The following is a 14,334-nucleotide window of genomic DNA, read 5'->3' on the forward strand; positions in this document are numbered from 1 at the left end:
TCCTTCCGCCGTTTGAAAACCCCACAGCCTCGTCTGTTCTAAAATATTACGACGATTTCGGATGCGTCCTTGCGATAAACTGCGACACGTTATCGTGCATTTCCTTCAGCGCAGGCAGATGGGCGTAGACCATATGGCCAGATGCATATTGCCTGATCTCGACATTCTTCGCGAGGGCGCGTGGGATCGGGAGATGACGCATCTCGTACACACCCTCGAAGTACGGGGTGCCAAGATCGTAATAGCCCTGGTTCAGCATGACCTGCAGTGACGGGTTGGTTTTCATGGCCATGGCAAGGTCTGGCAGCACGTTCGGCTCCCCGCGTGCCGCGCCGCGCTGGTCGGGCTGCTTGTGGGTGAAGCTCCATTTGCCGATGCTATGGGCGCTTACGCGATATTCCATATAGCCATCGCCGAAGGACGGATCGGCCCCGTAATGCAGCGTCTTGCGCGCGTAATCATTGAACGCCGCGACATAGGCCGATTCCATGGCCGCAGATTGCGGATCATAGGCGGGCCGCTGGGCCAGCGGGTCCAGGCTTGGTCCCGAGAAGCGGCTGTCGAGGCGACCCGTATCCTGCCCCTCCTCACCCAGCAGCGTCTTGGCGAATTCACCGCCATTCACGCGCAGATCGGCCTTGATCAGGTAATCGACCGGCAGACCGGTATAGCGATGCAGCTTCTCGGCCGTGGCCTTGAGCTTCTCGTCGCTGATCCCGGTGCCATCCTGCAGGGCGGAGGTGTAGTCGGTCAGGGCAAAATGCTCGACCTCGGCAAGGAAGGTTTTCAGATCGGCAGGCTGGTCGGGCAGCTTGTGATGATACCAGGCCGTCGCGGCAAAGCTCGGCAGGCCCAGCACATAAGGCTGATCGTTGCTCGGATTGTTCTGGGCGCGATCGATGGAGTTCCCGTAATTCAGGATCTGCGACAGCAGGATCACGCCATTGAGGTCTATGCCCTTTTCCGATGCCAGCGCATTGGCGACGATGGCCGAGCGTGTGGTGCCATAGCTCTCGCCGAAGAGATATTTAGGCGAGTTATAGCGCCCGTGACGGGCCAGAAACTGGGCGATGAAATCGGTGAAGGCGGCGGCATCGGGATCGGTGCCGTAAAACGCCTTGTCGCGATCCTTGCCGATCACGCGACCGAAGCCCGTGCCCGGCGCATCGATAAAGACAAGATCGGTCGAGTCCAGCAGGGAATCGTCGTTATCCACCAGCTTGTACGGCGCGGCGGGGGTGTGCACGTCGTCCGAGGTTACGACGCGCTTGGGACCGAGTGCGCCCATATGCAGCCAGACGGTGGAGGAGCCGGGGCCGCCATTATAGATGAAGGTGATGGGCCGGTTTTCGGGATGCGCACCCTTCTTGAAATAGGCAACGTAGAAGATCGAAGCGACGGCCTGCGGGGCTTTAGGGTCGGGGTTGGCGTCATCCCAGCCGTCGGGATGAACAATCAGCGTGCCGGATTCTGCCTGATAGGGAATAACCTGACCGCGAATGGTTGCGCTACCATCACTCAGAACATGCTGCGGCTTCATCAGATAGGCGGGGCCGTGTACCTCGCCGGGGCCACCATCGGGGCCAGGCGGAGGGGGTGGCGGGCCCATATGCGGCGGCGGCATATCGGGGGCCGCCAGAGCGGTGCCGCCCATCATCGCAGCCAGAGCAAAAAGGGATGAAAGTTTCGGGGCTTGCTTGAACCGCACCGGGTTCTCCTTGTGTCACGTCTCACAGGATACGCCGCAGCGTATCGTTCCGGTTGCGTATAGGAAGGCGAAACGCCCGTAGCCGCAAGTCTCCCGTTGCAGCAAACCGTGTCATAACGCACAAACGGATTTATGGATTCAGCACTCTCCCCCGCCGATCACGCGCTCTCTGTTGCGATTGAGGAAACCGGCCTCTCGCCCAGCCCCAAGGAGGAGCCGCGCCTTCTCAAACTGATCGCGCGCAGCCTCGTACCGGGGACGAACACCATCCTCGCTTCGGAATATGAGCGGCTGATCTGCGACGTCCGGCGGAAAGACTGGGCAGCGCAGCTCATGAACCTCACCCGCCGCGCCGGCGAGCTCTGGATCAGCAAGGCGGATATGCTCGACGCCGTGAGCCGGGTGCATGACCCGCGCGCGACGCCGGAGCTTCTGCGCGCCACGCTGGACGACACCCTGGCCGCGCGTTTTCGCGATATGGGCCATACGCCACGCGATGTGCTTGAGGCCGTGCAGGCCGATCTGACCGATGCAGGCACTTTCCTCTCGGGCGGGCAGATTGATCGCCTGGCCCAGATCATTGCCTCGGCTTTCGGCGTGGAAGATACAGGCTTCGAGGCTGAGCTGATCGCAAGCGAGAAAGCGCGTCGCGAAGAGGAAGAGCGCATCGAGGCACGCGCCGAGGCACGCCGCAAGCGGGAAAACGAGCGCCTCAAGGCATGGGAAGAGAGCCTTGTCGGGTTCGATCAGGTGCCCGCCATCCTGCATTGCACCCCGCGCGAGGCGCTACGCTGGATTGCCGAGAACCGCCTGCTGGTCACCCGCCGCACTCCGCAACCCGACGGTACAGAGAAATTCGAGTTCGATCCCGAAATTCTCAAGCGCCTGCGTTCGCAACTGGCCGAGTGGCGCGGAGGAGAAAAAGGCACGCCGGCTCTTGCCGGGCGCAAGGTGGGGAATGCGGTCATCGCCCGTGTGGCGGCGCTTGATCGTTATGTGGCGCATTTTCGCACGGCGCGCTCGCTCAAGCGCCGTATCACGCTGGTCACCGGCCCGACCAATTCGGGCAAATCCTACACCGCGCTCAATGCTCTGGCGAATGCCGAGAGTGGCCTCGCCCTCGCGCCGCTGCGCCTTCTGGCGCATGAATTTCGTGAGTCCCTGCTGTCTCGCGGCGTCCCTGCCTCGCTCGCCACAGGCGAGGAGCGCATCGAGTTTCCCGGGGCGCGCCATCTGGCCGCAACGGTCGAGATGTGCCCGTTTCATAACCCGGTCGATGTTGCGCTGATCGATGAGGCGCAGATGCTTATGGACCCGGACCGTGGTGCCGCCTGGACAGCTGCCATCATGGGCGTGCCAGCGCGTCATCTGTACATACTGGGCGCACCGGATTGTATTCCGCTCATCAGGCGTATTGCCGAGCTTTGCGATGATCCGCTGGACGAGATCAGCCTCGAGCGCAAATCGCCGCTCCGTGCCGCGAGCGCCCCTCTGCGCCTGCGCGATCTGGAGGCGGGCGATGCACTTATTGCCTTCTCGCGTCGCGAGGTTCTGGACCTGCGCGCCGAGCTGTTGACGCTGGGCAAGCGCGTGGCCGTGGTCTATGGCGCGCTGAGCCCTGAGGTGCGCCGTGCCGAAGCCGCGCGATTCAATAATGGCGAGGCCGAAATTCTGGTCGCGACCGATGCCATCGGCATGGGGCTCAACCTGTCCATCAAGCGCGTCGTGTTCAGCGCGTTGCGTAAATACGATGGCAAGCAGACACGTGACCTGACGGCGCAGGAAATCAAGCAGATTGGCGGGCGCGCCGGGCGCTACGGGCATCATGAAAACGGCGTCGTCGCCGTGCTGGGCGAGGCGGGCACACCGGCCCATATCCGCAAGATGCTCGCCGCACCGCCGGAGCCCATCACGGAACTGCGCCCCCTTGTGCAACCGGATGCCGATATCGTGCGCGCGGTAGCCGAGGAAATCGAAACCGATAGCCTTTACGGCGTGCTCGTGCGCATCAAGCGCGCCGTGTTGCGCGCCGATGACCCGAATTACCGTCTGGCCGATATGGATCAGGCTTTCGAGATCGCCTCGGCGCTGGAAGGTGTGGAGAGGCTCTCCCTTACCCAGCGCTGGGTCTATGCCATGTGCCCCATCGATGAGCGCGATAACGGCATTTCGCGGCTGGTTGGCTGGGCCAGCGATCATGCGGCGGGGCGTCGTGTCCCGCCGCCCGGTACGGGGCGTCTGGTTCAGCCCTCTCAGGCTGGGCGTGAAGAGCTCGAGCGCGCCGAGAAACGTCATAAACGTCTGGTGGCATGGCGCTGGCTGTCCCTTCGCTTTGCCGATGCCTACACAGACAAGCAGGCCGCTGAGGACAACACGACGGCGCTGAATGACTGGATCGAGGCCGTGCTGCGTCAGCAGAGCCGCGAGCGCGAACATCAGAAACGCGCCGTGCCCGGCAGGCGTGGCGGTGCCAGGGGCTACGGTGACCGTGCCGGTGGTGAGCGATCAGGAGGTGACCGTTCAGGAGGTGACCGTTCAGGAGGAAGCTACTCCGGTCCCGGACGTGGTCCCAGACCACAGGGGCGCCACGCCCATGGTGGTGGGCGTGAGGGGGGGAGCGAAAACAGCGAACGCCCAACTGGCGGCGCTCCCGGCAAGAAGCGTTTCAAGGGGGCAAGCGGCGCCCGCAAGGGCTCGAATAACGGACGCAGGCGCGGCTGAGGCCGCTTCTCGGCTCCTGCTATTCCGTGTCGTACCCTCCCCTTGCTGCTCCATAAGCCTCACGGGGCCGGGGACTCACTGCTGAGGCATAAAATCAGAAGCGTCGTATCGCTTCGCCTCAGGGGCAGGGTCGATGCGTGGGCCTGAAAGGGGATCGACGCCTTGCCCTTGCCTCGACAGATCGAGTCGCTCGTCGATTCGCAGAGCGTCTCAGCCAAGCCTCGAGCCCTCCTCAAACCGCCATTTTCAAGACATTTAAGCGCAGCGAGATGATGCCGCGCTAAAAATTTTCCGGAAAACGACGCAAAAAGTTCTTCCATTCTTCACAAAAACCGCGCTAGCGTTTCTTTGCGGCAACGGAGATTGCTTCAAGTAATTCTTCAGAAATAGTTCTGAAGATGAAAGCAAACTTTGGAATCCGCAAAATAGTGCGCATCCTGCGCCATGTGAAGAAGGAATACAGATATGTCGTCTGGTTTTTCCGTAAGCACATTTTCGCCGAAAACTATGACCTCGGTCCGGGTTTTCTTTGCAGATGCCAAATATAAAGGAGTTGGCCCACCGTAAAGGTGCGCCTCGGCCCTCCGCCTCCTGCATGAACAGGCCATGCGCAGGGCCACTCTTCCTTCCAATGCCCCTCAGATACTCTCGGCTTTCCAGTTTCGCTTCTTTGTCGACCTTCCAATACCGGGATTGAGACAGTTGCACGGGTCCAGATCCCGGTAGTGAGACAGTATCGCCTCCCCCGCCTCATAAAGATGCCCCAGATTATGCTCTGCCGGATAACGCGCGCCGCGCGCATCGAGCAGACCAAGCATCTCGTGCTCTACTGCCTCAGCGGATTCTCCCGGTTTCAGCACATAGTCCTGATGCATCACATGGCACAGGAAGTGCCCGTAATGGAGCGTACGGGCGATACGCGCTTCGAGTGACGCTGGCAGGGTTTCGAACCATGCGCGGTCATTGCGCCTGAGCGCTACATCGAGAGCCACGATTTCTCCCGCTTTTTTCCCATGGACCGCGCGATATCGCAGCGCCGCACCGGCGGCAGCGAAACGATGCAGAAAGGCGCGCTTGCCCTCATCAGGGGTACAGGCGAACCATCCTCCTGTCTCGCCCTGCATGGTTATCCTCAGATGCTCCTCTATTTGCGGTGCGAGGCGCGACGACACGCGAAGCATCAGGTGATGCGCGAAACGTTTTTCGAATTCCCGCATCTTTGCGGGTATCTGCTGAGGCAGGAGCCGGCCCAGCTTCTGCATGAGCCGATCGGTCGCATGGTCTGGCAGAAAATCAAATCGGCCGAGCAGATTGTCGATCCACGCCTTGGCGGCAAAAAGACGCGGGATGGACCGCGTGCCGATGGTGCGGATAAGCGCCACCGTATCGCGGCCATATTCCTCGGCGATGCGAAAGGCATCGCGATGCATGTATTCACCTGCGATGGGCAATTCGTCATAGGTTGTCAGCAGATGGCGGCGCAGATCTTCCAGCGCATCCGTGCTGTTCGTGCCGATATAGAAGACCCGGCTATCGACCTCTGCCGGGAAGCTGTCGACGCGCACCGCAAATACGATGAGCTTGCCCGCGCAACCCGATGCCTCAAACCAGCGCTTTTCGTCCTGATTGAAGCGCGCCGGGGTTTCGGCGTCCACATCACGCACATGGGTGACATAGTCCTGATCATGGCCCTTCGCTCCTGACCATTCGATCTCGTCGCGGGTGAGAGCACCGCTTTCAAGTCGGGTCAGCGCCTTGATCGGGTCCGGATCCAGACGGACCCCGAGATGGTTGACGAGTTCGAGTCGGCGATCTTCGGTCACCCGCGCGAAAAGCGCCATCTCAGTATAGGCCGGACCGCGCTGCACCAGAGCGCCGCCGGAATTATTGCTTATCCCACCGAGGACCGACGCGCCGATGCAGGAGGAACCGATGACTGAATGCGGCTCGCGCCCATGGCGAGCCAGTGTGGTTTCAAGCTTGTGCAGCGTCGTACCCGGCAGACAGATCACCTGCCTGCCACCGGCCAGCAGATGCATCCCACGCAGTCGGCGCGTATTGATGAGAATGACCGGGCGATCATACTCGTTGCCATCGGGCGTCGAGCCTCCGGTCAGACCGGTATTGGCCGCCTGGACGATCATGATCTGATCGGCCGCCACGCAAAGCTCTGCCACGCGCCAGAACTCGACGAGGGTACGCGGCCGGATCACGGCACGTACCTTGCCGTCACCGAAGCGGAACCCCTTCGTGTAGGGCGCAGTCGCATGAGGCGCGACAAGCACATGAGGCGTCCCGACAATTTGCCGAAGCAGGACCAGAAGGCGGTCCGCGTGAATTGTAGGTTCGGTCAGGCGCATGAGGCTCATCCTTTCAGCATCGTCGGAAGAGCGCGCGCCCTGCGCCGCAGTGAGGCACAGTGAACTTTTCCCGCCCTGTCGGCAGCCCTTTCAGGCCATACGGCCCGTTTCCGACATCTCGGGCCCTTGCCATCATTCCTTCCGCGTCCCCCGATGTACCGTAGCAGCGCATCGGATTCCGCAGTTTTTCGCTCTCCCCCTGTCAGGACAGAACCTGACCCCGAGGGCTCATCGACGATCGCACCGGCAGGAAAGCGCCACCGCGACCCCTGCGGCGCCAGGGGGCGAGCGTCTGATCTCAGGCCTTCAGCCGATCCGCGTGATCCCGCCCATATAGGGATGCAGGGACGCTGGAATCTCGATAGCCCCCTCCGCCGTCTGGCCGTTTTCCATGACCGCAATCAGCGTGCGCCCGACTGCCAGGCCGGAGCCATTGAGCGTATGCACGAAGGCGGGCCCGTTTTCGGTACGGTAGCGCGCATTCATGCGGCGTGCCTGAAAGTCGCGCGTGTTGGAGCACGACGAAATCTCGCGCCATGCCTTCTGTCCCGGCAGCCAGCCTTCGAGATCGAAGGTCTTCGCGGCGCCAAAGCCAGTATCGCCCGCGCAGAGCAACATGCGCCGATACGGTATGTTCAGCCGCTCCAGAATCGTCTCGGCGCAGCGCGTCATGCGCTCGTGCTCATCCGCACTGGCTTCGGGAGTCGTGACCGAGACCAGTTCCACCTTGCTGAACTGGTGCTGGCGCAACATGCCACGCACATCGCGACCGGCGGACCCCGCCTCGGAGCGAAAGCAGCTTGAGAGGGCCGTCATGCGCAAAGGCAATGCTTTCGCATCGAGAATCTCGCCTGACACGCTCGCTGTCAACGGAACCTCGGCGGTCGGGATCAGCCAGCGACCATCCGTTGTCTGAAAGGAGTCCTCAGCGAATTTCGGCAGCTTGTCGGTGCCATACATCGCTGCGTCATTGACCAAAAGCGGAACGATGGTTTCGCTATAGCCGAATTCCTGCGTGTGCGTATCAAGCATGAACTGACCGAGCGCGCGTTCCAGCCGGGCCAGCGCCCCACGCAGCACGGTAAAGCGCGCGCCGGAAAGCTTGGCCGCAACCGGAAAATCCATCAGGCCAAGCTGCTCACCCAGTTCGAAATGCTGTTTGGGCTCGAAGTCGAAAACCGGAACCTCGCCCCATTGATGAACGACCTGATTCGCCTCCTCATCACGCCCTTCCGGCACGGTGTCATCAAGACGATTGGGAAGGCCTGCGAGAATGGCGCTGATCTCGCCCTCGATCTGAGAGGCACGGACCTCGAGAGACGCGATATGATCACGCAGTTCGACGGCTTTTTGCTCGAGCGCGCCGGTGTCCTGACCGGTCTTCTTGCCCTGGCCGATTTCCTTGGCCAGCACTTTGCGCTGTGCCTGCTGTTCCTGCAGCGCCTGGAGCGCCGAGCGGCGCTCCTCGTCACGACTGACCAGGTCATTGGCAACCGGCGACAGGCCACGACGGTTCAGAGCTGCGTCGAAACCAGCCGGATCGGCGCGGAGGGCGCGCAAGTCATGCATTTCAGTCTTATCCCGTCAGTACGTGGTCTTCGGTTCTTGGTCTTCTGTGTACGGTCGTCGGCGCCTAGTCGCTTTCGGCAGGGCGCGGCTCGGCAAACCGGGCCGTGACGATCGAGATTTCATACAGAAAGATCAGGGGCACGGCGAGGCCTACCTGGGTAATCACATCGGGCGGCGCGAGCACGGCGGCAATCACGAAGGCCCCGACAATGGCATAGCGTCGGAATTTCTTCAGCCCAGCAGCAGTAATGATCCCGACACGTGCCAGGAGCGTGAGCACCACAGGCAGCTCGAAAGCAACACCGAAAGCCAGGATCAGCTTCATGACCAGGGAGAGGTAGTCCGACACCTTGGCCTGAAGTTCGATATGCATGCCATGCGAACCCGCCGGTGCGGTCTGAAACGACAGAAAGAAGCGCCAGGCAATCGGAAAGATGAAGTAATAGGCCAGCGTCGCGCCGACGAGGAAAAGCACCGGGGTCGCGATCAGGAAGGGCGCGAAAGCCCGCTTCTCATTGCGATACAGGCCCGGCGCGATGAAGATCCAGGCCTGCATGGCGATGATCGGGAAGGACAGGAACGCTGCACCGAAAAACGCCACCCGGACATAGGTGAAAAACGCCTCCGAGAGGGCGGTATAGATGAGATGCGGCTCTTCCCCCTGCTGACGCATGATCCGCGCGAGCGGGTCAGCAAGAAACAGATAGATCTGCTCCGAGAAGTGGTAACAGACCAGAAAGGCGACAATGAACGCGGCCAGAGACCAGATCAGCCTTTTACGCAGCTCGATCAGATGATCGAGGAGCGGCATCGCCTTGTCGTCGAGGGAATCGTTGTTCGTCATGGCGCTGCCGGAAATTCTGTCTGTGAGGGCTGGGAGTCGGTGGCGTCGTGACCGGTCGATCCCGTGACGGGAACCGTCTCGTCGAACTGGCCCGACACAGAGGGCGGATCGAGCGCGATACGTCGCCCGTTATGGATGACTCTGAGCGGGGGGATAATGGCCGGTGCATGCCATAGCGTCTCTTCGTGACGCAGGCGTCTGGCTGTGGCAGGCGGCAGAATGGCGGGGCCCGGTCGATCGGTGGGCTTTGTCTCGGCAGCCAGAGGCTCCGTATGGGTCACACCCGGACCGCTGACCGGCAGGGACGGGCTTGGCGCCTGACTGGCCAGGGCGCCCGTCGCACCTGCCGGAGCCGAGAGCGACGGCGGGGGCGTGAAATCGAGGCTCTTGCTGATCGTCTGATCGGAATCGATAGTGCGGGCGATGCGGTCGCGAAAGTCGAACCGCTTGAGATCGCGCAGATGATCGCGCGCCTCGCCCAGATCGGCCTCGCGGATCATCTCATCCACATGGCCCTGAAACTCGGACGCCATGCGGCGTACGGCCTTGATCCCCCGGCTGACGGCGCGAATGGCGGTCGGCATGTCCTTGGGGCCGATGAAAACCAGCGCCACGACAACGATCAGCGCAATTTCCGACCAGCTAAAATCGAACATGTTCCCCACTCATTCCAAAACTGCGCCCTGTACCTGCGCACACCCCGACCAATGCCCGCTTGGTCATGCCTGCAGACTGCCTTTCTGGGTCACGACACGATCATTGCGGCCCGACGCATCCGGGTCGAGCAAAAGCTCCTCCCTGCGTGGGAGCGCCCCCAGATCGCTCAGGCCGAAACTGCTCAGAAAATGGGCCGATGTGCCCCAGAGAATGGGCCGCCCCGGTACTTCCTTGCGCCCTTTGGGCATGATCAGTCCATCCTCGATCAGCGTGTCGAGCACGGTCTGACTCAGCGAAACACCGCGTATGCCCTCGATATCGGCACGGGTGCAGGGCTGATGATAGGCGATGATGGCGAGCGTTTCCATGGCGGAACGGCTGAGACGGCGCGGTTTCTCCACCACGCGGGTCAGAGCAGGCGCGATTTCCGGACGCGTGCGGAACTGCCAGCCGCGCGCGACGGCCACAAGCTCGACCGCATGATCGTCGTAGCGCGTCATGATAGCTTGCAGCACAGGCCCAAGCCCTGCCTCGTCTGCTCCCTGCGCCACCATGAAAGCCTTGAGCGCGTGCTCGGAGACCGGCTCAGCGCTCGCGAAGATCAGGCCCTCAACCAGCCGGGTGAGAGCCTCGAAATCAGACATGATGAACGCTTTCATATCGGGTCGCTCTCTTGGGCGCCATTGCCGGAAGGAGGGCCATGCGTCAGATCCTCTTCCCTGTCCTGCGGCGCACGAAGCATGATTTCGGCAAAGGAACTCTCCTGCCTGAGTTCCACGGCGCCGCTTTTCGCCATTTCCAACCCTGCCACAAGCGCGCTGGCCATGGCCGCCGCCCGCGCGCGCGGTGAGCTTGCGGATTGGGCAGGCAGGAGTGCTGTCAGCTTCTGCCAGCCAGCAATTTCGCTGGCATTGAGCAGACGCTGAAGCGCCGAGACAGCTTCGGTCACGGTCCAGTAGCGAGGCCGGGGCGGGGCATAAAAGCGTTTGCGCCCGCGACGACGCGTCATGGCCAGATAGGCGCCGATCAATCCCATCAGATCGACACGCAGCCTTGAGCGGTCGATACGGGTCATGTCTTCCGAACAGCCGCGCGCAAAAACATGCTCGCCCAGGCGGGGGCGCTCATCGAGCCACAGGGCCAGGGCGCGTATGGTCTCCAGTTCCTGCAGTCTCGTCTGCAGAAGACCGGCAGCCTCTTCGGCCTCGCCATCGGGTTCGTTCTCAGCCGGAAGGAGCAACCGGGATTTGAGCCAGGTCAGCCAGGCCGCCATGACGAGCCAGTCTGCCGCCAGCTCAAGCCGGATCTGCCGGGCCCCCTCAACGAAGGCCAGATATTGCTCGACCAGTTGCAGGATCGAAATCTGCGCCAGATCCACCTTCTGGGCACGGGCCAGATCGAGCAGCAGGTCGAGCGGCCCCTCGAAACCGGTGAGGGAGAGATGGGGCGCGGTTTCCTGCTCCACATCCGACAGAAAGACCGATCCCCCCTCACCCATACCGATCAGAAAACCGCCGGGGTGCAGGCAATGGAGCGCGCATGCAGACGCACACAAAAGGCGCGCGCTGCCTGGGCCGTGTCGAACCCGCCAACGCGCAGGCGATAGAAGACGTGACCATTGATCGTCTTCTGCTCGATCATTGGGGTGCGATCGGCCAGCAGGTCGGTGGCCTGCTTGCTCAGCTTGCCCCAGGTCGCCTTGGCATCCGCCTCGCTGCCGAGTGCGGCAAGCTGCACCATATGGCCGCCGGAAGCCTGTTTGGCGGAGGCCGAGGCCTCCGCAGTGGGGGCCGCCGGGGAGGCCGGAGGGGACGCAGCCGGAGACGTAGCCGAGGTACCGGATGCGGCCTCATGCTTTGGTGCAGGCTGGGTCTCGGATGCGTCATCGGGCCCGGATGACGTTTCAGGAGCCTTGCGGGGCGCGGGCTCCGGCTTCGCCGTCAATGCCGAACCGGTCTCAACGGGTGCTGCGGCGGTATTCCGCGCAGGTGCAGCCCCCTCGCCGCCGGCAGCGCTCTCGGCCGGGGCATCGGGCGCATTCCCAGCCGCATCCTTCGCCGACGGGGCCGCTGGTGTCTCTGGCGCAGCGCGGGCGGCAAGGGCTTCGGGTCGGGGCTGTTCGGGTTCAGGAGCCAGATGCGCTTCGCCCTGCCCTGTCACATCCAGATCGGTACCGTCGCCCATGATCTGCATCCCGCCCGGATCGGCCGGACGATCGCGCACGGGGCCAGGAGGTGGGCCGATGACAGGAATACCGCCCGAATGGCCGCCAAGCAGCGACCAGCCACCCACCCCGATGACCAGCAGGGCACCAAGCCCCGCTGCCCCGTAAACAAGGCGGCGCGTCAGGGCATCCGAGCCCAGCAAGGCCGAGAGCCCGCCCGCAGACCCTGCAGTACGACGACGGAAAACCGGCTCCTCGTCATAATCGGCACTCAGACGCTCGCGGGGCGGCGCACTACGACCCGCTTCCCGCGGGGCGGCTCCGGCGTCATCGGCATAAGAAGGCGGACGCGTGTCAGTAAAGCGCGGATCCCGCGAGCGACGTTCGGCATCGTCGTTCTGGCGAGGGCGCTCATAGCCGCCCTCATCGCCCGTGCGGTCGTCCCGCCAGTCCGGCGTGTCGTCTCTCATCGCATCTCCTCAACCGGCTCGACACCGAGAATGGCCAGACCACAGCGCAGCACGCTGGCAACAGACGCCACGAGCGCGAGCTTGGCCAGACTCGCCGGGCGGTCCTGCTCATGCAGGAAGCGCAGGGTCGTATCCTCACGGCCCTTGTTCCACAAGGCGTGGAAATCGGCCGCCAGTTCACCGCAGTAATAGGCGATACGATGCGGCTCGCGCGTCTGGGCCGCGCCCTCGACAACGCGAGGAAAGGTAGACAGGCGACGCAGCACGGCAAGTTCCACATCCGAGGCGAGGCGCGACAGGTCTGCCTCGAGCAGCGAGGCATCCGACGTCACCTCGGCTCCGAACATCGCCTCGGCGCTGCGCATGACCGAGCGACAGCGCGCATGGGCATACTGCACGTAAAACACCGGATTATCGCGCGTCTGCGCCACGACCGCATCAAGGTCGAAATCCATCTGCGCGTCCGCCTTGCGGGTCAGCATTGTGAAGCGCACGGCATCACGACCGACCTCGTCCAGCAGATCGCGCAGAGTCACGAAAGTGCCCGCGCGCTTGGACATGCGCACGGGCTCGCCGCTCTTCATGATCCGCACAATCTGGCACATCACGACTTCGAATGCGGTCTTGCCATCGGTCAGCGCGCTGACGGCGGCGCGCATGCGCGAAACGTAGCCGCCATGATCGGCGCCTAGCACGTCGATCAGCTCGTCAGCCGCTTCGGCCTTCTTGGCATGGTACCCAATATCATTGGCGAAATAGGTATTGCTGCCATCCGACTTGCGAAGCGCACGATCCACATCATCGCCGAACTGGGTCGAGCGGAACAGCGTCTGGGGCCGCGGCTCCCAGTCTTCAGGCGTCTTGCCCTTGGGGGGCTCGAGCACGCCCTCATAAAGCAGGCCCTTCGCATCGAGGGCGTTGATCGCCGCGTCCACACGGCCACTGGCGAGCGTTTCGGCTTCCGAGGCAAACACCTCGTGATGAATACCAAGCAGGCCCAGATCGGTGCGGATTTCCGCCATCATCACCTTGAGCGTCGCCGCGCGCACGATGTCGAACCAGACCGAGGGATCGGCGGCCTGTCCCTGATCATTGGCCAGCGCCTTGCCATGCTCTGCCGCCAGAGCCTCACCCACGGGGATGAGATAATCGCCCTGATATTGCAGCCCCGTGGGCGTGAGCGCTGCAAAAGCCTCGGCATCGACCGCCGTGCCGATGGCCTGAAGATAGCGCCAGTAAGCCGCCCAGGTGAGCGCGATGACCTGCGCACCGGCATCGTTGATGTAATATTCCTTGGTGACGGCGTGACCCGTCTTGGCCAGCAGATTCGCGAGCGCATCGCCCACCACGGCGCCACGGCAATGACCCACATGCATCGGCCCTGTCGGGTTGGCCGAGACATATTCCACATTCACGCGCTTGCCCGCACCCAGACGCGACTCACCGAAGCGCGGCCCTGCCTCGATCACGCTGCGGACGACCGATTGCAGCACGTCGGGGCTCAGGGTCAGGTTCACAAAACCGGGGCCCGCCGATTCCGCCTTCGCGACGCCGGGCAGTGCGGTCAGGAGCGGGACCAGATCGGCAGCGATATCGGCCGGGCGGCGACGGGCGAATTTCGAGGCCAGAAGGGCCGCATTCGTGGCCATATCGCCGTGGGACGGATCACGCGTCGGGGTCAGTTCGACACGCGCGGCAATATCGTCAGGAAGATCGGCCACCACCGAGCGCAGCGCCTCGCGCACCTGATTCTGGTAGCGGGCGAAAAGGCAGTCTGTGGTGGGCGTGATGGTATCGGACATGAAGGGCCTTGCGTTCCTGACGTGTATTCTGCTGCCTGT

Annotated in this window: 10 protein-coding genes; 1 reads left to right on the forward strand and 9 read right to left on the reverse strand. The window is 62.8% G+C overall.

Annotated features, from left to right (window positions below; translation table 11 throughout):
* Positions 1 to 46: 46 nt before the first annotated feature.
* Positions 47 to 1,624, reverse strand: a complete 1,578-nt coding sequence (locus AA0535_RS02885) for a S10 family peptidase (RefSeq protein WP_408868475.1) — start codon at positions 1,622 to 1,624, stop codon at positions 47 to 49.
* Positions 1,625 to 1,840: 216 nt separating this feature from the next.
* On the opposite strand from AA0535_RS02885, the gene AA0535_RS02890 reads away from it, so the two are divergent.
* Positions 1,841 to 4,429, forward strand: a complete 2,589-nt coding sequence (locus tag AA0535_RS02890) for a helicase-related protein (protein ID WP_264814404.1) — start codon at positions 1,841 to 1,843, stop codon at positions 4,427 to 4,429.
* 638 nt (positions 4,430 to 5,067) lie between these two features.
* On the opposite strand, the gene dld is transcribed toward AA0535_RS02890, so the two are convergent.
* The 8 genes from dld to argS all read right to left on the reverse strand — a co-directional run bounded on the left by dld (position 5,068) and on the right by argS (position 14,295).
* On the reverse strand, positions 5,068 to 6,789 hold the full coding sequence (dld, locus tag AA0535_RS02895) for a D-lactate dehydrogenase (RefSeq protein WP_264814405.1): 1,722 nt from the start codon (positions 6,787 to 6,789) through the stop codon (positions 5,068 to 5,070).
* 306 nt (positions 6,790 to 7,095) lie between these two features.
* Positions 7,096 to 8,358, reverse strand: coding sequence for a serine--tRNA ligase (serS, locus tag AA0535_RS02900; RefSeq protein ID WP_264814406.1), 1,263 nt, complete (start codon positions 8,356 to 8,358; stop codon positions 7,096 to 7,098).
* 64 nt (positions 8,359 to 8,422) lie between these two features.
* The gene (tatC, locus tag AA0535_RS02905; RefSeq protein ID WP_264814407.1) at positions 8,423 to 9,202 is read right to left on the reverse strand and encodes a twin-arginine translocase subunit TatC; all 780 of its coding nucleotides are present in this window, start codon (positions 9,200 to 9,202) and stop codon (positions 8,423 to 8,425) included.
* A complete protein-coding gene (gene tatB / locus AA0535_RS02910; protein WP_264814408.1) occupies positions 9,199 to 9,858 on the reverse strand; it encodes a Sec-independent protein translocase protein TatB in 660 nt (219 codons plus the stop codon). The genes tatC and tatB overlap by 4 nt, the downstream gene beginning before the upstream one ends.
* 63 nt (positions 9,859 to 9,921) lie before the next feature.
* A complete protein-coding gene (scpB, locus tag AA0535_RS02915; RefSeq protein WP_264814409.1) occupies positions 9,922 to 10,503 on the reverse strand; it encodes an SMC-Scp complex subunit ScpB in 582 nt (193 codons plus the stop codon).
* A gap of 11 nt (positions 10,504 to 10,514) precedes the next feature.
* Entirely contained in the window at positions 10,515 to 11,357 is an 843-nt protein-coding gene (locus AA0535_RS02920) for a segregation and condensation protein A (RefSeq protein WP_264814715.1), read from the reverse strand.
* A gap of 5 nt (positions 11,358 to 11,362) precedes the next feature.
* A complete protein-coding gene (locus AA0535_RS02925) occupies positions 11,363 to 12,493 on the reverse strand; it encodes an SPOR domain-containing protein (protein ID WP_264814410.1) in 1,131 nt (376 codons plus the stop codon).
* Positions 12,490 to 14,295, reverse strand: a complete 1,806-nt coding sequence (gene argS / locus AA0535_RS02930; protein ID WP_264814411.1) for an arginine--tRNA ligase — start codon at positions 14,293 to 14,295, stop codon at positions 12,490 to 12,492. Before argS ends, AA0535_RS02925 begins: the two co-directional genes overlap by 4 nt.
* Positions 14,296 to 14,334 lie beyond the last annotated feature (39 nt).

The organism is Asaia krungthepensis NRIC 0535 (assembly GCF_025995175.1).
Classification (GTDB): Bacteria; Pseudomonadota; Alphaproteobacteria; order Acetobacterales; family Acetobacteraceae; genus Asaia; species Asaia krungthepensis.